The following is a 20,446-nucleotide window of genomic DNA, read 5'->3' as shown; positions in this document are numbered from 1 at the left end:
TTATCCGCCCCATTCATACAAGGCAGGAATATCAATGATATCGTTATCAAAGCGAATGGTAATGAACTGAGGCTCTATAGCGAGCAACTGGATATTATTCATTCTATCCCCTTCTTTTAACTCTTGACCATTGATTTTAACCCAACGTCGCTGAGCATCAGACGAATACATATGAGTTTGTAGATTCAATGCAGGCAGACGTCCACGATAACGAGCTTGATTATCTTCCAGAGCGATATGATCTGAATTACTTGGTACTAAAGTAGGTTCTGTCTTATTGATGGCAGACGCGACTTTGCGAGCAATCTCAGGGTCTAAACCACTCAGATCTAAGTTCTCTAAATCAAAAGACTGTTCTGAAGCCGTGTTGGTATCTGGCACAACATCAATAGGTGAACTAGCACTCGTCGTGTTTACAACTTGAGTGACCTGAGTCGTAGCAACGGGCACGCTGACTTGTGGCAACGGTTTAAGCTGCGAAAAATCAGGGTATGCCAAAATAGAGTATGATTCGCTTGGTTTCTGTGGGTCCTCCAGTGCACTCTGAGAGGCTATTGCACCGACAGAAACGAGCACTAAACTACTCCAGATTAGAGACTTCATAGTGACCCCTCTTGGTTCTGCTTGGCTTCGATGGAAGGTGGGTTATTCTGGGTTAACAGCTCCAATTTACGCAGCGTATTGCGCCCAGCTATGCCATCAACATCAATATTCTGCCAACGCTGAAAGACTTCCACTTTACGTTTTAGTGCTTCGTCGAAAATATCGCTACCAGAAGGTGTACCTCCAAGCACTTTTGACAATTTTTCATCCAATAACCGAACTTGCGCTCCCTGTTGATTCAATCGGAGCGTGGTTTGCAGTTCACGTTGCCAAATAGAGTAGTATTCACCAGTCCATAACTGCTCAAGCCATGATTTCGGCAAAGAGATACGTTGCTGACCATTCAGCACTTGCACTTGGTCGTCTGAAACTTGATACAGCACCACATAACTTTGTCGTCCATCCAAATACAAAGACATCACAACAGGCAGATTCTGTTGCTCTATCTGAGACAAGGTACCTAAATACTTTTGGCACTCAAAACTACTGCTCGGTGACTCTTCGCACATGCCATCAAGTACACCTGCTTTGTAGCCCCAAACCGCATAAAGCTCTTGAATCGCAGATATTTTATCTTTTCGTTTAAACAGATCTTGTAGTAGCTCTTTGGGATAAGGTTCATCAACATTATTAACAGGTATTATCACTTCTTTGGAGGAAGAGCTTGAGGCACTGACTGGCTCAGCAACTTGCTGTTGGTTTGATAATGATGACAACCACGCTAATCCTTCGGCACCTTTCCAGTACAGTCCCCCAGCAACTGCAATGCCTAGTAGCGCAGGCATTGCATAAGTCGACAATAGCTCTGACAAACCACCACCTGTGTTTTGCACCGAATGTCCCACACCAGGAGCTTGGAACGACAGAATATCTTCACAAGCTTTATGAGCCAAAGACTTAGATACTTTTTTCTCTCCTGAGTGATAAGCATACTGTAACGCTTTATCTCCGATGAGATTAATCAAACGCGGAATGCCCTGACTGGCGTTATTTATGGCAGCCACTGCCCCCTTCGAAAACAGTGAAATGTCACCGCCAGCCGTCGACAAGCGAAACTCTATATATTGGCGAGTCTCCCCTTCCGTAAGCGGCAATAGGTGATAGCGTCCGGTGATTCGTTGGGCCAATTGGCGTAATTGGGTTGTGCGCAGTTTGTCTTGTAACTCAGGTTGTCCAATCAACAAAACTTTCAGTAACTTATGATCATCCGTTTCAAGGTTAGTCAACAGTCGCAACTGCTCGAGAACTTCCGCAGAGAGATGCTGCGCTTCATCGATCACAAGTAGCGTATTAATGCCTTGTTGATCATTATCGATTAAATATTGGTATATGGCTTGGCTGAGCTGTTTTAAGGAAGCCCTTTCAGGGTAACTAAGTGAAAACTCGTCGCAGATGGCTTCCAGCAGATCTTGGCTTGAAAACGTAGGATTTAGGATCAATCCAGATGCCGTTTTATCATCCAGTGACGCTAACATGGCTTTGGCTACGGTGGTTTTTCCTGTCCCCACTTCTCCCGTTAACATGGCGAATCCACCACCTTGGCCAAGACCAGCTTGAAGGTGCTGCATTGCTTCTCGATGTCGCTGACTCAAGAATAAATAACGAGAGCTCGGTACTATTGAAAATGGCACCTCGTAAAAACCAAAATAATCCTTATACATCCATTCAACCTTACAATATCAGTCAAAGCAAAGTACCATTGAGCTAGATGAATGCCAACGGCTAAGTACGAAAAAGGGGAGCCAATTTGCAAGTCTATCTTGTTGGGGGCGCAGTACGCGACCAATTGCTTAAACTTGAGGTCTATGACAAAGATTGGGTCGTGGTTGGCGCAACACCAGAACAAATGTTGGCTGACGGCTTTCAAGCTGTAGGCAAGGAATTTCCTGTCTTCTTGCATCCTAAGTCGAAACAGGAACACGCTCTCGCTCGCACTGAACGCAAAGCTGGCAAAGGCTATACCGGTTTCGAATGCTTTTCATCGCCAGATGTTACTCTAGAACAGGACTTAATGCGCCGCGATCTTACCATTAACGCCATTGCACAGGACGATTCAGGACGTATTATTGATCCTTACAACGGACAGCAAGACATAAAAAATAAAGTGTTACGTCATGTCTCACCGGCATTCGTTGAAGATCCACTTAGGGTGCTGCGAGTCGCTCGTTTCGCGGCCAAGCTTGCTCACCTCGGATTTACTGTCGCTCAAGAAACCATGGATCTAATGAAATCAATCGTTAACGATGGGGAATTGCAGCACTTAACCGCCGAGCGAGTGTGGCAAGAGTGGCACAAATCACTGACAACTCGTCATCCTGAGGTGTTTTTAGATGTACTTCGTTCCTGCGGAGCTCTTGCAGTTGTTTTGCCAGAATTAGACGCACTGTTTGGTGTTCCACAACCTGAAAAGTGGCATCCTGAGATCGATACAGGTATACACACGCTGATGGTTGCACAGCAAGCCGCATTGCTAAGCACATCGCCAATCGTCCGTTTTGCCGCTCAAGTTCATGACCTCGGAAAAGCTCTAACGCCTCCAGAAGAGTGGCCAAGCCATAAGCTTCATACACACACTGGACAAAAAGCTATAAAGTCTCTTTGTAGTCGCGTACGTGTACCTAATGAGTACCGTGATTTAGCTGTTGCGGTTTGCGCTCAGCACTCCAACGTTCATCGTGCGGCCGAGCTAAGGCCGGCAACCTTCATTAAGATTTTTGGCCAACTCGATGTGTGGCGTAAACCTGAAAAATTACAGCAAGTCTTGGTGTGCTGTGAGGCCGATCATAAAGGACGAAAAGGACTGGAGAGAGCCCCGTATCCACAAGCCGAACGTTTCATGCAAGCTTACCAAGCGGCAATCAGTGTGGAAGTGCAAGACATCATAGCAGATAGTTTTAAAGGGCAAGCAATTAAAGAAGAACTTGATAAGCGTCGTGTTAAGGCCGTAGAACAAAGCCTAAGCCCTAAGGCTTAGGCTTTGTCGTCTTAGCTCATCAGTAGAAACGCAAATAGGCCCACACCTAAAATCAGTCGATAGATAACAAATGGTGTCATACCCATTCTTGAGATCAATTTTAGGAAGAAGTGAATACAAATGTAGGCGCTAATAAAAGACACGATGATGCCAGTTAGTAGGAAACCAACATGAATGGGCTCAGAGCCTGTCACCAGTTTTAGCCCAAGATAAGCACCAGCCAGAGTGATAATTGGGATAGACATCAGAAACGAGAAACGCGCTGCCGCTTCGCGAGTAAATCCGAGATACAACGCAGCCGTGATGGTCGCACCAGAGCGAGAAGTACCAGGTATGATCGCCAAAGCTTGTGCTAAGCCAATAAATAACGCTTTCTTCCAACCCGCTTGGTATTCATCGTCTGCTAACTTGGAGTTTTTGTCTACCCACCAAAGCAGCAAACCAAACACTATTGTCGTTGTCGCAATCACATAAGCACTACGCAAATACAGTTCCACGATGTCCTTCATCAGCAAACCAAAGATACACGCAGGAATAGTTGCAAGGACAATCATCCAAGCCAACTTAGCCTCTTTACTGCGCTCCCCTTTGAAAATAGAGCCGAATAGAGCGCCAAATAAAGTAACCACTTCCTTGCGGAAATAGATAACCACCGCAGCTAACGTACCTACGTGTACTGCCACATCAAAGGCTAAACCTTGGTCTTCCCATCCTAAAACCGCTGAAGGTAAAATCAGGTGAGCCGAACTTGAGATAGGTAAAAACTCAGTAAGTCCCTGAATTAGAGCCAATATAAAGGCTTCAAAATAACTCATTATTAACTACCAACTAAAATTGAAAATCGATTCTTCTTAAAGCCACAGGAGCTGGAATCGCCGCTAAGATCTGACAGAGTGTGCGCTCATCATTTGGAATGACCAAATCTGGAGCAAGATCATACAGAGGTTGTGTGACAAATGAATATTTAAAAATGTCTTCACGCGGAACAAGCGGCTTTTTTTGTGAGATTTCATTTCCAAACAACAGGATATCGAGATCTATGGTGCGATTTTGAAACTTAGCCGCGTCAATATCTCGCCCCCACTTTACTTCGATCTCTTTCAGAGCAGCACTAAACTCAACCAAGTTCAGCGATGTATCTAAACGAACCACCATGTTGTAGAAATCATTACCAGAGAAACCAAAAGATTCACAAGCATACACCGGTGACATCTTTAAGTTACTAGCGATGAGCGATAGCTCTTGGCACGCAGCGCGAATGTGTTTTTCACGATCCACATTAGAGCCCACACCAATAAAGGCAGTAATCATGCCTCGCCTCTTTCGATGACAACACCAACACTTTTGGCCTGTGGTACTGCACCCGGTTTCGCTAAACGAATTTTCACCCAAGGCACTGAAAATTGAGTTTGAATTAACTCAGCAATTTCTTCAGCAACTCTTTCTACCAGCAGAAAACGGCCGTTTTCAATATGGTTGAGTACGGCTTCGCTCACCTTTGAGTAATCTAATGCATCAATGACATCGTCGCTTTTTCCAGCTGGAGCATTGTCGTGAGCCATCTCTATATCTAATATAAGCTTTTGTTTTATTTCTTGTTCCCAGTCATAAACACCAATAGTAGAAATGACTTCAAGCTGTTCTATAAATACTTTATCCAATGCCATGATTTGTCCTTTATTAGAGGTCGGATACCCATTTGTTGGGAAAAAACGTACTATTTTCGATATGATATCAGTCCCCTTAGATAATTTCTTGCGAAAAGGTGCCTAATGACCCCGTTAGCGTTTGCTATGATCATCGCAGCTTACTTACTTGGTTCAGTCTCAAGTGCAGTGCTGATCTGTCGTTTGCTGCGATTACCCGATCCAAGAACAGTAGGCTCAAATAACCCAGGCGCTACCAATGTGCTTCGTATCGGAGGCAAAGGGGCTGCGGTAGGTGTACTATTGTGCGATATGCTCAAAGGTACAATTCCGGTTTGGAGTGGCTACTATCTGGGGATCGACCCTGTCATTCTTGGTGTCATTGCGATTGCTGCGTGTCTTGGGCACATGTACCCTATTTTCTTTCACTTCAAAGGCGGAAAAGGAGTCGCGACCGCACTTGGCGCGATTGCACCTATCGGCTGGGATCTCACCGGACTTATCACTGGCACTTGGCTACTGGTTGCTGTGATCTTTCGTTATTCGTCCTTAGCGGCCATAGTCACTGTTTTGCTCGCACCAGTTTACACTTGGATGGCAAGACCACTCTTTACGCTTCCCGTTGCTATGTTGAGCTGTCTTATTTTACTGAGGCATCACCAAAACATTCGCCGATTGTTTGATGGAAGTGAACCCAAACTTGGTAAGAAAAAAATCTCGTAGTTGGCAGCTAACCAAATAGCAAAAAGCGGCGCCAATTGGCACCGCTAAACACTATTCGAGCATGGAGAGTTATTACTGTTAGCTATGCTGAGCTAAGAACTCTGTCAGCATGGCAGTCACGTATTGTGGCTGCTCTAAATTACTGATATGACCAGCGTCTGGGATCACATTGATCGCACTGCCAGAAATCAGATCATTCATCAAATACGATTCAAGTACCGGACGTGGCTTATCTTCTGCTCCGACTGCGACTAGAGCAGGTAGCGCGAATTTCTCAATTTCATCGCACAAATCACGTCGACCGAAGACCATACGACCAATCCGTGCAACTTCAACCGCTCTGTCACCGCTTAATGCAGACAACTTAGTTTCAAAACCATCAACAAGCTCAGCATTAACCTGTTTGGCATTATTGGCAAAGAACAGTGGCACCACTGCTTCAACAATCGGTGCTGGCACGGCTTTAAGCTCGGTGATCGTTGCTAGCATGGCAAAATATTTAGCATGAGCAACTTCAGGCTCTAGACCTACAAACGTGTCCATAAGGACTAAGCTCTTGACTCTCGCTGGTGCTAATGCGGTTAGCTCTGCGCCCCACATCCCGCCAACGGACAAACCAACGATAGAAAACTCATCAATTTCAAGCTCATCCATTAACGCCAAGAGATGTTGCGCGTAATCTTTAAGATTCGACATCGAAGTTGGCGCTGCCTCTGACTCGCCATGTGCCCAAAGGTCTGGAACAATGCAGCGATAGTGTTGGCTTAGCGCTTCTACTTGCGGTTGCCACATCGCACTGTCCCACAAATAGCTGTGACCAAAAAGAACTACTGGTCCTTGACCCACATCTTGATATGCCATGGTTTGGCCATCAACCTTGAATTGTTTCATATTCGTTCATTCCCTATGTTTTTTAACAGGTTAACACAGATGGTAAGTCACAGACTTTCGCTATTTTGTTAAAATATGTCGTTAAAAAAGGTCACCTAAGTGACCTTTTCTTTACGCTTTAATTGGCTTTAGTTGGTCAATTGGCCAACGTGGCGTAGCCTCTACTGAGAGCTCAGCGGCTTCACCATTTTTCAGTCGCTGCATACCAGCATAAGCTATCATAGCACCATTATCGGTACAAAATTCAGTACGAGGATAATAGACTTCGCCTCCAATTTTATTCGCGAGAGTTTCAAGCTCTTGACGCAAGAATTTGTTAGCACTCACACCACCAGCAATAACAATGCGCTTCATGCCAGTTTGTTTTAGAGCACGCTTACATTTGATGGCCAATGTATCGCACACCGCTTCTTGGAATGCATAAGCGATATCTGCACGGGTTTGTTCGCTATCATCATTGGCCGCGATTGTATTCGCAGCAAAAGTCTTCAAACCAGAGAAACTCATATCCAAACCTGGACGATCCGTCATTGGACGCGGGAACTTAAATCGACCCGGTGTGCCTTTGTCAGCTAATTTAGACAACAAAGGTCCGCCTGGATAATCCAACCCCATCAATTTAGCGGTTTTATCAAAGGCCTCACCCGCAGCATCGTCAATAGACTCACCAAGGATCTGATATTCACCAATGCCTTTTACTTCAACGATCATACTGTGGCCACCAGAGACCAAAAGCGCAATAAATGGAAATGGCGGTGGGTTGTCCTCTAACATTGGGGCAAGCAGGTGACCTTCCATATGATGTACAGGAATAGCCGGAACTCCCCACGCGTACGCCATGCTTCGACCAATCGTAGTACCCACTAACAGTGCACCAACCAGACCCGGACCGGCGGTATACGCGACACCATCAATATCTTTTGGCGTTAAATTCGCTTCCGCTAATGCAGCTTTGATCAACGGGATCGTTTTTTTAACATGATCACGAGACGCCAGTTCAGGAACCACACCACCATAATCGGCGTGCAGTTTCACTTGGCTATATAGTTGATGCGAAAGCAATCCTTTCTCATCGTCATAGATTGCGATGCCAGTTTCATCACAAGAGGTTTCAATACCTAAAATGCGCATATTGTTCTCGACATATTTCGAAATTGGCGCAATATTACCTCGTCATTGGCTCTCAAACAAATTTTGTACAAGAGATAGACGACAAAGTACTTTACAAAGCCTATCTGATCGGATTAAAATTCCGCACCATTTTTGATCTAGCTGGTTTATCGCTTAGAACTAAGAACTTCGATAGGAACGTCTTAGACCTAACAAACAAGCGCCAGCATTAATGAATAGTTAACCCCTGAGGTGAAAGGCATATGCCAGTAGTTAAAGTACGTGAAAACGAACCGTTCGACGTTGCACTACGTCGTTTCAAGCGCTCTTGCGAAAAAGCAGGTATCCTTTCTGAAGTGCGTCGTCGTGAGCACTATGAAAAACCAACTACAGTTCGCAAACGCGCTAAAGCAGCAGCTCAAAAGCGTCACGCTAAGAAGCTAGCTCGCGAAAACGCTCGTCGCGTTCGCCTGTACTAATAACTAGGTCCAATAGGATTTAAGTTATGGCTCTGATTGATAAACTCAAAGACGAGCAAAAACTAGCGATGAAAGCTAAGGACAAACCGCGCCTTGGCACTATTCGTTTAGCTTTAGCCGCCATTAAGCAACGTGAAGTTGACGAACAGATTACTCTGGGCGAAGACGACATTCTTGCAGTGTTGACTAAAATGGTTAAACAACGTCGCGACTCTGTTACGCAATTTGAAGCAGCTGGTCGTCAAGACCTTGCTGAAGCTGAGCAAGCTGAAATTGCCGTACTTGAGGACTTTATGCCTCAACCGCTGACTGACGAGGAAGTATCTGCACTGATTGAAAGTGCGATTACCGAATCTGGTGCTGCGGGCATGCAAGACATGGGTAAGGTAATGGGTGTGCTTAAGCCACAAATTCAAGGCCGTGCAGATATGGGTAAAGTAAGTGGTCTAGTTCGCGCTAAACTCGCTTAATCTCCCAATCAAATTGCAACAAGCCGTGCTATCCTTTGGAACGCACGGCTTGTTTGTATCTCACTCTCGTAAAAAGGTTTTATGGCAGGAATTATCCCTCGTAGCTTTATTGATGATCTGTTGGCTCGTCTCGATATAGTCGACATCATTGATGCGCGCGTAAAACTGAAAAAACAAGGCAAGAACTACGGTGCTTGCTGCCCTTTCCATAACGAGAAAACACCGTCATTTAGTGTTAGCCAAGAGAAACAGTTCTATCATTGTTTTGGCTGTGGTGTACACGGTAATGCGATTGACTTTCTTATGGAATATGAACGCCTTGAGTTCGTTGAGGCGATCGAAGAGCTGGCCGCTTCACTTGGGTTAGATGTCCCTCGTGAACAACGTAATGGCAGCTCAGGCAATTTTTCCAAAGGGCCTACAGCCAATAGTGAGCAGAAACGATCTTTGTATGATCTCATGGGTACGATCGGACAGTACTACCGAGATCAGCTTAAAGTTTCATCAAATAAAGCCGCTATAGAGTACTTAAAGGGTCGTGGACTCTCTGGAGAAATTGTCCAAAAGTTTGGCATTGGTTACGTGCCTGACGAGTGGGACAGTGTTCGAAAGAACTTCGGTCAACAGAAAGCTACCCAAGACATGTTGGTGTCCGGCGGTATGCTAATTGAGAACGATAAAGGTAACCGATACGACCGATTTAGAGGACGTATCATGTTCCCAATCCGCGATAGGCGCGGAAGAGTAATTGGGTTTGGCGGACGCGTTCTTGGTAACGACACGCCTAAGTATCTCAACTCACCCGAAACACCGATTTTCCATAAAGGTAAAGAGCTGTACGGCCTTTATGAAGTGTTGCAGGCGTATAGAGAGCCTCCACAAGTCTTGGTTGTTGAAGGCTATATGGACGTGGTTGCCTTAGCTCAATACGGTGTTGATTACTCCGTCGCCTCACTCGGCACATCAACCACAGGCGATCACCTTCAGGTCTTGTTTCGTCAAACAAGCACCGTGGTGTGCTGTTACGACGGTGACCGAGCGGGACGAGATGCAGCATGGCGCGCCATGGAAAATGCATTGCCGTATCTAAACGATGGCCGACAACTAAAATTTATGTTTTTGCCGGATGGCGAGGATCCCGATTCCTTCATTCGTCAAAACGGTAAAGAGGCATTTGAAACTGAAGTACAAAATGCAATGCCTCTCTCTGACTTTATGTTCTCCTCGCTAATGCAGCAGGTAGATAGTCGAACAAAAGAAGGAATGGCGAAGCTTAGTACGCTAGCCGTTCCACTCATTGATAAAGTGCCAGGTGGAACCCTGCGTCTATACTTGAGAGAACTTCTCGGACGCAAACTTGGGCTTGTTGATGAAAGGCAGCTTCAGCAACTAATTGACCGACAAGGCCAACAAGAAACGCGAGCTCAGCCTCATAAAGAGATTAAACGCACACCAATGCGTGAAGTGATAGCTCTCCTTTTGCAAAATCCGAGCTATGCTGAAATGGTACCTGACCTCTCAACGGTAAGAGATTTATCATTACCGGGGTTGAATTTATTCGTGGAAGTGGTTGATAAATGTCAAGCGCATCCCCATATGACTACAGGCCAGTTATTAGAACAATGGCGTGGTAGCAACAATGAGGCACTTCTGTCTCGTCTCGCAAGTTGGGTTATTCCACTTGACGACGACAATCAAGAAGACGTATTTATCGATTCATTGGACAAGATATTGTCTCAGTGCATCGAAAAACAAATTGAAAACCTGCAGGCCAAAGAAAGAAGTGTCGGCTTATCAGTCGAAGAAAAACGGGAGCTGCTAGCCTTGATGCTAGACTTAAAAGCGTAACCCAATTCAGTTAGTCAGCAATGAATAAATTTGTTAATATTAGTGGTTTGCATTTCGCATACTAAAATTCCTTCACCAGATCTTAAGTTGGATATCGTCTATGGACCAAAATCCGCAGTCACAGCTAAAATTACTTGTCATTAAGGGCAAGGAACAAGGCTATCTGACCTACGCAGAAGTAAATGACCACCTACCTGAAGAAATCGTCGATTCTGAACAGGTAGAAGATATTATTCAGATGATTAATGACATGGGTATTAAGGTAGTAGAAACTGCTCCTGATGCTGATGACCTTGCTCTGAATGATGACAACAACATCACTGATGAAGATGCTGCCGAAGCTGCTGCTGCAGCGCTTTCAAGTGTAGAAAGTGAAATCGGCCGTACAACTGACCCAGTGCGCATGTACATGCGTGAAATGGGTACCGTTGAGCTATTGACTCGCGAAGGCGAGATCGACATTGCGAAACGTATTGAAGACGGTATCAACCAAGTTCAAAGCTCTGTAGCTGAATACCCAGGCACTATCCCTTATATTCTTGAACAGTTTGACAAGGTTCAAGCTGAAGAGCTTCGCCTTACCGACGTAATCACAGGCTTCGTCGATCCAAACGAAGAAGAAACGACAGCGCCAACGGCGACTCACATCGGTTCTGAGCTTTCTGAAGCAGATCTGGAAGACGAAGACGACGAAGACGTTGATGAAGATGACGATAGTGAGGAAGAGGAAGAAGATACAGGTATCGACCCTGAACTTGCTCTAGAGAAGTTCACAGCGCTTCGCAATAGCTATCAAGACCTTCAACTGGTTATCAACGAATATGGTTACGACAGCCCACAGGTGGCTAAGTCACATGAGTTGGTCCAAGAAGTCTTTAAAGAATTCCGTCTGACACCAAAACAATTTGATCACCTAGTGAACGAATTGCGCACTTCTATGGATCGTGTACGTACTCAAGAGCGTCTGATCATGCGTCAAGCTGTTGAATACGGCAAGATGCCTAAGAAGTCTTTCATTGCCGTCTTTACTGGTAATGAGTCAAGTGAAGCTTGGCTAGATGAAGTACTTGCCTCTGACAAGCCTTACGCAGAGAAAATCAAACGTTACGAAGATGACATTCGTCGTTCGATTCAAAAACTAGACATCATTGAAGAAGAAACATCGCTTTCTGTTCAAAACATCAAAGACATCAGCCGTCGTATGTCTATCGGTGAAGCGAAAGCTCGTCGTGCGAAGAAAGAGATGGTTGAAGCGAACTTACGTCTCGTAATTTCGATTGCTAAAAAGTACACTAACCGCGGTCTACAGTTCTTGGATCTGATCCAAGAAGGTAACATCGGTCTAATGAAGGCAGTAGATAAGTTTGAATATCGCCGTGGTTATAAGTTCTCAACTTATGCGACATGGTGGATCCGTCAGGCAATCACTCGCTCTATCGCAGACCAAGCTCGTACCATCCGTATTCCAGTGCATATGATCGAAACGATCAACAAGCTGAACCGTATTTCTCGCCAAATGCTTCAAGAAATGGGCCGTGAGCCTCTTCCAGAAGAGTTGGCAGAACGTATGCAAATGCCGGAAGATAAGATTCGTAAAGTACTAAAAATCGCTAAAGAGCCTATCTCTATGGAGACACCAATTGGTGACGACGAAGATTCGCATCTAGGTGATTTCATTGAGGATACTACTCTAGAGCTGCCTGTTGATTCAGCAACAATGACTAGCCTACGAGTGGCGACTAAAGACGTGCTAGCAGGTCTTACTCCTCGTGAAGCAAAAGTATTACGCATGCGTTTCGGTATCGACATGAATACTGACCACACTCTAGAAGAAGTGGGTAAACAGTTCGACGTAACGCGTGAGCGTATCCGTCAGATCGAAGCGAAAGCACTACGTAAACTGCGTCACCCAAGCCGCTCAGAGACCCTGCGCAGCTTCCTTGACGAGTAATTCGTAAGCAATTTAGCAAAAAGGTGAGCACTAGCTCACCTTTTTTGTTTTATGCGGTTTAAGTGATTAAAAAGCAAGCGCAATTACCCCTTATTGCGTCTAGACACCCAGCGTCCCTTCCCCTATAATCATCCACCTATCGGCCCCTTAGCTCAGTGGTTAGAGCAGTCGACTCATAATCGATTGGTCCGCAGTTCAAGTCTGCGAGGGGCCACCAAATTTAGAGAAGGCGCATGGAGAAATCCATGCGCCTTTTTCGTTTTTCAGTCGTACTAAACAATTACTGCTAGCACTCAATACGCTAAGCGAGTAACGTTATCAAATGAGCATCGAAACCCTGCTAGTTAATATATCGTTACATAACTTCACCAGTTAACGCTTTACACTTGCTTCTTGGCGTTGAACACTGCCTTGCAACGTGTAGTTAGCAGTCAATAAAGTAGAGTCTGAAAGATATTATGAATAACACGACGGCTAAAAAGTCGAATCCCCTATTTGAAATCCTATTTAACGTTTTCATCCCGTCCTTCATTTTGATGAAATTCAGCGGTGATGAACACCTCGGGACGACCATGGCGTTGGTTGTCGCTTTACTCTTCCCTGTCGTGTACGGTGGCATGGACCTAATCCGCAATAATAAGTTTAACTTTATCGCTGCGCTAGGCTTCGTGAGCGTCCTATTGACTGGTGGTATAGGCCTATTAGAACTAGACACGCGCTGGTTGGCCTTTAAAGAAGCCCTGATTCCTGGCCTAATCGGTCTAGCGGTACTAGGCTCAACGTTTACTCGTTACCCATTCATGCAAAAGATGATTCTGAATGACAGCGTGTTTAATCTGTCATTAATCAAACAGCGCTTGAATGAGAATGGTAATACCGAAGGCTTCGAACGTTGCTTAGTCTCCTCAAACTACTTATTTGCGAGTACTTTTGCCTTTTCCTCAGCAATGAACTATTTCTTAGCAACATGGATTGTTACTAGCCCAGCAGGAACACCTGCATTTAACGAGGAGCTTGGTAAGCTCACACTTTATAGTTACCCTATCATCGCTATTCCAAGTATGTTGATGATGGTTGGCATCTTCTACTACCTGTGGCGCCAAATCAGACAAATGACGTCATTAGAGACCGAGCAGATCTTCCATAGCGAATAATTCTCCAACGCCTGAGAGTCTTTTTTCTCTCAGGCACATTTACACAGACTTTCCCTCACATACAGAAGCAGTCCTCTGCTGTTCGAAAATTCTCTTTGTTGGTGTTACTTAAATCTCCAGTGACCACGTAAATCTAAAGCATCTGTTGAGCAGAACACTTAATTTTCTCGTCGTAAATTAAGTATCAAGAAACATATTAATCGAATCTATTTGAGTGGATTCGTCGCGATAAGGGCGGCCGAAAAATGGATTATTCATCAATTTGCGATAGTAATCACAACAAATAGCCCACTCAATTTTCCATTAAAAATTAACGTCTAAATTCACCTAGTGATCACAGTCACAGCCAATCTAAAACCAAACCAAGGCCATATAAATAAAGATTCATCTAGTTTGTAACCACTAACAAACCATATTACTACCACTTAAAAACGTGATATTTACCCACCACTAAACCTGTTTAAAAAACACTCACAACTATCGGTTTTTGACGTTTTTGACGTGTCAAAATACTATTTTGACGTTTTTAACGGGAACAGTAATTGATAAATTATCTTTTAAGGTGTTTTCTTAATAACGCCTAAGGCCTACAGGCCACTCTTTAGGACACATATTAAGAGGTAGGCTTTAGCACAATGTGAGGAAGGTAGGCTTACCTTCCAGTGAAACAAAAGCAAATAGTAAGGAATAGCTATGCTTGCGCATATTAAAAAAACAGCACTAGCGACAGCAATTATCGCAACCTCAGTAACAGGCTTTAGCTCTGTTACCGTCGCAGCGGAACGCAGCGAACTGACCATCCACCCGAAAGAGTTCAACACTTTTGTACGCAACTTTAACCCTTATCTGGGTGCGACCAACCTACACACTACGACAGATTTCCTATTCGAACCTTTAGTTGTTTTCAACGAAATGCACGGCAACAAACCAGTATTCCGTTTGGCTGAAGGCTTCAAAATGTCTGATGACCTAAAAACAGTGACCTTTGATATCCGCAAAGGCGTGAAATGGTCTGACGGTGAAACATTCGACGCCGATGATGTTCTATTCTCATTCAATCTAGTGCAGCAAAATCCAGCACTAGACCAAAGCGGCATCAACTCTTGGGTAGAGAAAGTTGAAAAGCTGAATGACTACCAAGTGAAGTTCTATCTAACAGAAGCAAACTCTAACGTCCCATACGAGATTGTTAAAGTGCCAGTGGTTCCTGAGCACGTGTGGAAAGACGTTAAAGACCCAACGACCTTCACTAACGAAAATCCTGTAGGTTCTGGTCCATTTACTGAGATCGATACATTCACTCCACAGCTATACGTTCAATGTCGTAATCCTAACTACTGGGACAACGACAACCTAGAGGTTGATTGTCTGCGTGTTCCACAAATTGCTAACAACGACCAGTTCCTAGGCAAAGTTGTTAACTCAGAAATGGATTGGACATCATCGTTCATTCCTGACATCGACCGCACTTATGCTGCCGCTTCTCCAAACCATCAATACTGGTATCCACCAGCGGGTACACAAGCATTTGTTGTTAACTTCAAAAACCATGATGCTGCGAAAAAAGAAGCCCTTACTAACGTCGACTTCCGTCGTGCATTCTCAATGGCTCTTGACCGTCAAACTATCATCGACATCGCCTTCTATGGCGGCGGTACTGTGAATGACTTCGCTTCTGGCCTTGGCTACGCATTCGCCACTTGGTCTGACGAAGCGATTCACAATAAATACAAAAGCTACAACAGCTACGATGTTGACGGTGCAAAAGCATTGCTAGAAAAAGCAGGCTTTAAAGATGTGAATGGCGATGGCTTTGTAGACACTCCATCAGGTAAATCATTTGAGCTCTTTATCCAATCACCGAACGGCTGGACAGACTTTAACAACACGGTTCAACTTGCTGTAGAGCAACTAGCTGAAGCGGGCATCAAAGCCAAAGCTCGTACGCCTGATTTCTCTGTTTATAATCAAGCAATGTTAGAAGGTAACTACGACGTCGCTTATACCAACTACTTCCACGGTGCAGATCCATACACGTATTGGAACTCTGGTTATAACTCAACGCTTCAAGCTGGTGACGGTATGCCTCGCTTTGCAATGCACTTCTATAAAAATGCTGAGCTAGATAACTTGCTAAATAGCTTCTACAAGACGGCAGATAAAGATGAGCAGCTAGAAATTGCTCATGGCATCCAGAAGATCATTGCTCAAGACCAAGTCACTATTCCAGTGATGTCAGGTGCTTACATGTACCAATACAACACCACTCGTTTTGCGGGTTGGTGGAACGAGCAAAATCCTAAAGGTCGTCCAAATATCTGGGCAGGTATTCCAGAGCGTCTATTACACGTACTGGACCTAAAACCAGTTAAGTAAACACAAACTAAAAGCGGTACATCCGTACCGCTTTCTTCCCCTCTCTATGTCTATTTGATGTTTGGCGCTCGTCGTCAGGGGATTGCTCGTCTCTAATTTGGAGGCGGCGTAGCCAGCCAAGGAAAAGCTGGGTAATTAAGGTGTGAGTTATGGGTTATTTTTTAAGACGTTTGTCATTATATGCAGTAGCACTATTAGTTGCGGCTACTATCAACTTTATTATTCCAAGGGCGATGCCGGGCGATCCGGTCACTATGATGTTCGCCCATACAACGGTGCAAATTACACCGGAGCGTATTGCAGCAATGAGAGAGCTGCTGGGCTTTGTTGACGGTAATTTATTCGTTCAATATCTAACGTACATGAAGAACATTTTAAGTTGGGAGCTTGGTGTTTCGGTTCAGTTCTTCCCATTAACAGTTAGTGAGCTGTTAGGCGGCGCATTCGGTTGGTCACTGTTTCTGGCGGGCACCGCTGTCGTGATGTCTTTCTCTATCGGCTCGGTTCTTGGCATTTTCGCAGCTTGGAAGCGCGGTTCTCGTTTCGACACATTCGTTACCCCTGGAATGCTCATTATTCAGGCGATTCCACCTGTGGTTATTGCCATGTTAGCTATGTTCATCTTTGCGATAGGCCTGAAATGGTTTCCTACGGGCTATGCGTATACCCCAGGCACCATTCCTGAATGGACAAGCTGGGCATTTATCAAAGATATGCTTTATCACGCAGCGCTTCCCCTATTCTGCGCCACAATCATTCAAATCGGCGGCTTTCTAGTGAACATGCGTAACAACATGATCAACTTGTTGGGAGAAGACTACATCACCATGGCTCGCGGTAAGGGCTTAAGTGAAAACCGCGTAGTATTCAACTACGCAGCGCGTAACGCGCTCCTACCAAGTGTCACCGCGCTTTCCATGGCGTTAGGTATGGCGATTGGTGGTCAGTTAATTGTCGAAATCATCTTCAACTATCCAGGGCTTGGCAGTGTCATGCTAAATGCGATTCATGCTCGTGACTACCAAGTACTGCAAGGACAACTTCTTATTATGACGCTCTTTATGCTGTTCTTTAACTTAGCTGCAGACATGTTGTATGTCGTGCTAGACCCACGTCTACGCAAAGGAGGCAAATAGTCATGAAAGGTTTTCTCTCTTTAGTTTGGCGTAACACCACTGCGCGCATTGGACTTATTATCATTGGCTTATTTATGTTTGTGGCCATTGCTGCGCCATTAGTCACCAAACATGCCCCAGACAAACGTACTGGTAACCCTCACGAATACCCATCAGCGGTGGTTAAGTTAGCACAAGCTAACCCAGACGGCTGGGTAGCGCAAAATCTAGCGGATGATCGTAGAACGTTACTCATGTCGAAAAAGGCAGATCATGTATTGGGAACCACACGTATGGGGCGTGATGTATGGTCTCAAGTAGCTTACGGCGCTCGCGTATCACTGATGGTGGGTTTTAGTGCTGGCCTAATCGTATGCGTGTTAGCCACGGTAATCGGAATTTCCGCGGGTTACTTTGGCGGCCGTGTTGATAGTGTACTGACCTCGGCAATGAACATCATGCTGGTGATTCCGCCCTGGCCTCTTCTCTTTGTTGTTGCCGCCTTCGTTGGTGAAGCGGGGCCAATGACCATCGCGGTCGTTATTGCCTCTATCTCTTGGGCATGGGGAGCAAGAGTTATTCGTGCACAAACCTTATCACTTCGAGAAAAAGAGTTTGTAAAAGCAGCTGAAGTACTTGGTGAATCACGACTACGCATCATTTTTGTTGAGCTGCTACCAAACCTAATCTCAATTGTTGGTGCAAGTTTCATCGGCTCAGTGTCTTACGCCATCTTGATGGAAGCCATTATCTCTTTCTTGGGAATGGGCGATCCAAATACCATCAGCTGGGGCATCATGCTTTATAACGTACAAACTTCCTCAGCCATGCTGATTGGCGCATGGTGGGAAATTCTAGCTCCATGTATCGCGTTGACTCTTCTTGTTACCGGCTTAGCACTGCTTAACTTTGCCGTCGATGAAATTGCCAACCCGCAACTTCGTTCTCACAAAGGCCTTAAACGCTGGAAGAAAATCGCAGAACAAGACAAACAGGAACGCGAAGTACAAGTCGCGCCACAAAATGCACTTTGGAGCGGAGATCGTTAATCATGTCAGAACCACTAATTTCAGTCCGCAATTTGTGCGTAGATTACATCACTGAGGCAGGCGATGTTCGAGCGTGCAACAATGTTAGTTTCGATATCGGTAAAGGCGAAGTGTTTGGTCTTGCAGGGGAATCTGGTTGTGGCAAATCAACCGTTGCCTTCTCACTAATGCGCTTGCACAAGCCACCCGCGTTTATTTCAGGTGGAGAAGTGATCTTCAATGGCGAAGATATCCTTCAATACAGTGATGATCGTATGCAAACCTTCCGCTGGAGCCAAATGTCTATGGTGTTCCAAAGCGCCATGAATGCTTTGAACCCTGTACTTACCATGGAAGAGCAGTTCTGTGACGTTATTATGCGCCATACCAATATGACTCGTGAACAGGCCGTAAGACGTGCTCAAGGCTTATTGGAGATTGTTGATATTCATCCGAGCCGTCTAAACGACTACCCGCACCAGTTTTCTGGTGGTATGCGTCAGCGCTTGGTGATTGCGATTGCACTCGCCCTCAACCCGAAAATGATCATCATGGATGAGCCAACCACTGCGCTTGATGTGGTTGTACAGCGTGAGATTCTGCAAAAGATCTATGCCCTCAAAGAGGAGTTTGGATTTTCGATCTTGTTCATCACCCACGACATTTCACTTATGGTGGAGTTCTCAGATCGCATTGGGATCATGTATTCCGGTGAGCTTATTGAAGTTGCCCCTTCACAACAGATTTTAGATTCACCTTACCACCCGTACACAAAAGGACTGGGAAGTTCATTCCCTCCTTTAACAGGTCCTAAAACCAAGTTAACGGGCATTCCAGGTAATCCACTAAACCTATTGGAGATTCCACAAGGCTGCCGCTTCCAAGCACGGTGCGATCGTGTCCATGAAACGTGTACCCGCGTACCAACGAAGTTACGCCAAATTGAACCGAACCGTTTTTCTAACTGCCACTTATATGGCGACACCATCGCTGTATCGCAAGAGTTGTCATAAGCAACCAGCAACGAACTGAGCAAGTTATACAAGGAATTTCTGGAGAAACATTATGAGCAACTATGGTGAACTGCTGATTGAAGGCAAAAATGTTGTCAAAGATTTCGCAATAAACAGTAATACGCTAAAACAACCAATGATGCGTGCTATCAATGACGTCTCATTCAAAATGTACAAAAGTCGCGGCCTTGCGGTGGTTGGTGAGTCAGGCTCTGGCAAATCAACAACGGCAAAAATGATCGCCAAAATGTATGCCCCAAGTGGTGGTGAAATTAAATATCGCGGCCGTGATATTCAAGAGATCAAAGCGCGCAGCGAGTTGATGAAATACCGCGAAGGCGTGCAGATGGTATGGCAAGATCCGTTCGGTTCATTAAACCCAACACACACGATCTTTCATCATATTGCGCGTCCACTGCTGATCCACAATAAGGTGTCGAAAAGCAACAAAAAAGAGCTAGAAGAGCGAGTATACGATCTGCTAGATCAAGTGGGCTTAATTCCACCTAAAGAAACCGCAGCCAAATACCCTCATCAACTTTCAGGTGGTCAAAGGCAGCGTGTCAACTTAGCAAGGAATATTGCGGTTGGAGCAGAAGTGGTACTGGCTGATGAGCCAACTTCTATGCTCGATGTCTCGATTCGCGCTGGCGTTCTCAACCTGATGGAAGAGATGAAGTTTGAGAAACAAATGTCATTGCTTTACATCACTCACGATATCGCAACAGCTCGCTATATCGCAGAAGATATCTCGGTGATGTACGTCGGCCATATGGTGGAATGGGGCGATACCGATGAGGTCATCGCCAACCCTCAACATCCCTACACCCAACTTCTTGTTTCTGCAGTACCGGATCCAAAGAAATCTATTCATGAGAAGCTAGAAGGTAATAAAGGCGAGATTCCACTCTGGACACCAGCCTCCGTTGGTTGCCCATTTTCGGGTCGATGCAAACACGCAACCAGTAAATGTACGGAAGCCTTGCCGCCAGTAACCAAACTCGCCGACAACCATTTTGTACGTTGTTATCTCTACGAAAACTAATTAAACGCTCCTGTAATGGG

General features: G+C 45.1%; 19 protein-coding genes and 1 tRNA gene. 13 read left to right on the top strand and 7 right to left on the bottom strand.

Going from position 1 to position 20,446, the window contains the following annotated elements; genetic code table 11:
- Positions 1-603: a general secretion pathway protein GspB gene (locus MMA19_RS13790; protein WP_239914201.1), complete on the bottom strand. Its 603-nt coding sequence runs from the start codon at positions 601-603 to the stop codon at positions 1-3.
- Complete coding sequence (locus MMA19_RS13785; RefSeq protein ID WP_171391568.1) at positions 600-2,264, bottom strand: ExeA family protein; 1,665 nt, start codon at positions 2,262-2,264, stop codon at positions 600-602. Before MMA19_RS13785 ends, MMA19_RS13790 begins: the two co-directional genes overlap by 4 nt.
- Before the next feature lie 86 nt (positions 2,265-2,350).
- Between MMA19_RS13785 and MMA19_RS13780 the strand changes: the two genes are divergently transcribed.
- Positions 2,351-3,577, top strand: a complete 1,227-nt coding sequence (locus MMA19_RS13780; RefSeq protein ID WP_240206473.1) for a multifunctional CCA addition/repair protein — start codon at positions 2,351-2,353, stop codon at positions 3,575-3,577.
- Positions 3,578-3,588: 11 nt separating this feature from the next.
- Here MMA19_RS13780 and MMA19_RS13775 read toward each other — a convergent pair whose 3' ends face one another.
- From MMA19_RS13775 to folB, 3 genes are read right to left on the bottom strand one after another with little or no spacing between them, the layout of a single operon-like run.
- The gene (locus MMA19_RS13775; protein WP_038229107.1) at positions 3,589-4,392 is read right to left on the bottom strand and encodes an undecaprenyl-diphosphate phosphatase; all 804 of its coding nucleotides are present in this window, start codon (positions 4,390-4,392) and stop codon (positions 3,589-3,591) included.
- A gap of 13 nt (positions 4,393-4,405) precedes the next feature.
- Positions 4,406-4,888: a 2-amino-4-hydroxy-6-hydroxymethyldihydropteridine diphosphokinase gene (gene folK / locus MMA19_RS13770; RefSeq protein WP_038229104.1), complete on the bottom strand. Its 483-nt coding sequence runs from the start codon at positions 4,886-4,888 to the stop codon at positions 4,406-4,408.
- Positions 4,885-5,244, bottom strand: coding sequence for a dihydroneopterin aldolase (folB, locus tag MMA19_RS13765; RefSeq protein WP_240206472.1), 360 nt, complete (start codon positions 5,242-5,244; stop codon positions 4,885-4,887). Before folB ends, folK begins: the two co-directional genes overlap by 4 nt.
- 105 nt (positions 5,245-5,349) lie before the next feature.
- Between folB and plsY the strand changes: the two genes are divergently transcribed.
- Complete coding sequence (plsY, locus tag MMA19_RS13760) at positions 5,350-5,946, top strand: glycerol-3-phosphate 1-O-acyltransferase PlsY (RefSeq protein WP_038229101.1); 597 nt, start codon at positions 5,350-5,352, stop codon at positions 5,944-5,946.
- 78 nt (positions 5,947-6,024) lie between these two features.
- Here the strand turns inward: plsY and MMA19_RS13755 are convergent, their stop codons facing one another.
- Positions 6,025-6,837 carry an alpha/beta fold hydrolase gene (locus MMA19_RS13755; RefSeq protein ID WP_240206471.1) on the bottom strand — a complete coding sequence of 271 codons (813 nt, stop codon included), beginning with the start codon at positions 6,835-6,837 and terminating at the stop codon, positions 6,025-6,027.
- A gap of 111 nt (positions 6,838-6,948) precedes the next feature.
- On the bottom strand, positions 6,949-7,968 hold the full coding sequence (gene tsaD / locus MMA19_RS13750; protein ID WP_038229098.1) for a tRNA (adenosine(37)-N6)-threonylcarbamoyltransferase complex transferase subunit TsaD: 1,020 nt from the start codon (positions 7,966-7,968) through the stop codon (positions 6,949-6,951).
- A 242-nt stretch (positions 7,969-8,210) separates the two neighbouring features.
- On the opposite strand from tsaD, the gene rpsU reads away from it, so the two are divergent.
- The 11 genes from rpsU to MMA19_RS13695 all read left to right on the top strand — a co-directional run bounded on the left by rpsU (position 8,211) and on the right by MMA19_RS13695 (position 20,426).
- Positions 8,211-8,426, top strand: a complete 216-nt coding sequence (gene rpsU, locus MMA19_RS13745; RefSeq protein ID WP_001145625.1) for a 30S ribosomal protein S21 — start codon at positions 8,211-8,213, stop codon at positions 8,424-8,426.
- A gap of 26 nt (positions 8,427-8,452) precedes the next feature.
- On the top strand, positions 8,453-8,896 hold the full coding sequence (locus MMA19_RS13740; RefSeq protein ID WP_006075067.1) for a GatB/YqeY domain-containing protein: 444 nt from the start codon (positions 8,453-8,455) through the stop codon (positions 8,894-8,896).
- Between the two features lie 81 nt (positions 8,897-8,977).
- Entirely contained in the window at positions 8,978-10,744 is a 1,767-nt protein-coding gene (gene dnaG, locus MMA19_RS13735; RefSeq protein ID WP_006075066.1) for a DNA primase, read from the top strand.
- 100 nt (positions 10,745-10,844) lie between these two features.
- Positions 10,845-12,695, top strand: coding sequence for an RNA polymerase sigma factor RpoD (rpoD, locus tag MMA19_RS13730; RefSeq protein WP_006075065.1), 1,851 nt, complete (start codon positions 10,845-10,847; stop codon positions 12,693-12,695).
- A gap of 141 nt (positions 12,696-12,836) precedes the next feature.
- A tRNA-Ile gene (locus MMA19_RS13725) sits at positions 12,837-12,912 on the top strand.
- A 241-nt stretch (positions 12,913-13,153) separates the two neighbouring features.
- Entirely contained in the window at positions 13,154-13,849 is a 696-nt protein-coding gene (locus MMA19_RS13720) for a VC0807 family protein (RefSeq protein ID WP_006075064.1), read from the top strand.
- Between the two features lie 693 nt (positions 13,850-14,542).
- Positions 14,543-16,225: an ABC transporter substrate-binding protein gene (locus MMA19_RS13715; protein ID WP_240206470.1), complete on the top strand. Its 1,683-nt coding sequence runs from the start codon at positions 14,543-14,545 to the stop codon at positions 16,223-16,225.
- Positions 16,226-16,374: 149 nt separating this feature from the next.
- A complete protein-coding gene (locus tag MMA19_RS13710; RefSeq protein WP_006075062.1) occupies positions 16,375-17,361 on the top strand; it encodes an ABC transporter permease in 987 nt (328 codons plus the stop codon).
- A gap of 2 nt (positions 17,362-17,363) precedes the next feature.
- Complete coding sequence (locus MMA19_RS13705; RefSeq protein WP_006075061.1) at positions 17,364-18,389, top strand: ABC transporter permease; 1,026 nt, start codon at positions 17,364-17,366, stop codon at positions 18,387-18,389.
- Positions 18,390-18,391: 2 nt separating this feature from the next.
- Entirely contained in the window at positions 18,392-19,381 is a 990-nt protein-coding gene (locus MMA19_RS13700) for an ABC transporter ATP-binding protein (RefSeq protein ID WP_006075060.1), read from the top strand.
- 52 nt (positions 19,382-19,433) lie between these two features.
- Positions 19,434-20,426 carry an ABC transporter ATP-binding protein gene (locus tag MMA19_RS13695; protein ID WP_240206469.1) on the top strand — a complete coding sequence of 331 codons (993 nt, stop codon included), beginning with the start codon at positions 19,434-19,436 and terminating at the stop codon, positions 20,424-20,426.
- Positions 20,427-20,446: the final 20 nt, after the last annotated feature.

The organism is Vibrio sp. CyArs1 (genome assembly GCF_022432925.1).
Lineage (GTDB): Bacteria > Pseudomonadota > Gammaproteobacteria > Enterobacterales > Vibrionaceae > Vibrio > Vibrio mediterranei.
Note: the sequence above shows the minus strand (reverse complement) of the source record. Positions and strands in the feature narration are given on the sequence as shown.

Coding starts and splice junctions, on each gene's coding strand:
- MMA19_RS13790 (WP_239914201.1), bottom strand. CDS start 603: ATGAAGTCTCTAATCTGGAGTAGTTTAGTGCTCGTTTCTGTCGGTGCA.
- MMA19_RS13785 (WP_171391568.1), bottom strand. CDS start 2,264: ATGTATAAGGATTATTTTGGTTTTTACGAGGTGCCATTTTCAATAGTA.
- MMA19_RS13775 (WP_038229107.1), bottom strand. CDS start 4,392: ATGAGTTATTTTGAAGCCTTTATATTGGCTCTAATTCAGGGACTTACT.
- folK (WP_038229104.1), bottom strand. CDS start 4,888: ATGATTACTGCCTTTATTGGTGTGGGCTCTAATGTGGATCGTGAAAAA.
- folB (WP_240206472.1), bottom strand. CDS start 5,244: ATGGCATTGGATAAAGTATTTATAGAACAGCTTGAAGTCATTTCTACT.
- plsY (WP_038229101.1), top strand. CDS start 5,350: ATGACCCCGTTAGCGTTTGCTATGATCATCGCAGCTTACTTACTTGGT.
- MMA19_RS13755 (WP_240206471.1), bottom strand. CDS start 6,837: ATGAAACAATTCAAGGTTGATGGCCAAACCATGGCATATCAAGATGTG.
- tsaD (WP_038229098.1), bottom strand. CDS start 7,968: ATGCGCATTTTAGGTATTGAAACCTCTTGTGATGAAACTGGCATCGCA.
- rpsU (WP_001145625.1), top strand. CDS start 8,211: ATGCCAGTAGTTAAAGTACGTGAAAACGAACCGTTCGACGTTGCACTA.
- MMA19_RS13740 (WP_006075067.1), top strand. CDS start 8,453: ATGGCTCTGATTGATAAACTCAAAGACGAGCAAAAACTAGCGATGAAA.
- dnaG (WP_006075066.1), top strand. CDS start 8,978: ATGGCAGGAATTATCCCTCGTAGCTTTATTGATGATCTGTTGGCTCGT.
- rpoD (WP_006075065.1), top strand. CDS start 10,845: ATGGACCAAAATCCGCAGTCACAGCTAAAATTACTTGTCATTAAGGGC.
- MMA19_RS13720 (WP_006075064.1), top strand. CDS start 13,154: ATGAATAACACGACGGCTAAAAAGTCGAATCCCCTATTTGAAATCCTA.
- MMA19_RS13715 (WP_240206470.1), top strand. CDS start 14,543: ATGCTTGCGCATATTAAAAAAACAGCACTAGCGACAGCAATTATCGCA.
- MMA19_RS13710 (WP_006075062.1), top strand. CDS start 16,375: ATGGGTTATTTTTTAAGACGTTTGTCATTATATGCAGTAGCACTATTA.
- MMA19_RS13705 (WP_006075061.1), top strand. CDS start 17,364: ATGAAAGGTTTTCTCTCTTTAGTTTGGCGTAACACCACTGCGCGCATT.
- MMA19_RS13700 (WP_006075060.1), top strand. CDS start 18,392: ATGTCAGAACCACTAATTTCAGTCCGCAATTTGTGCGTAGATTACATC.
- MMA19_RS13695 (WP_240206469.1), top strand. CDS start 19,434: ATGAGCAACTATGGTGAACTGCTGATTGAAGGCAAAAATGTTGTCAAA.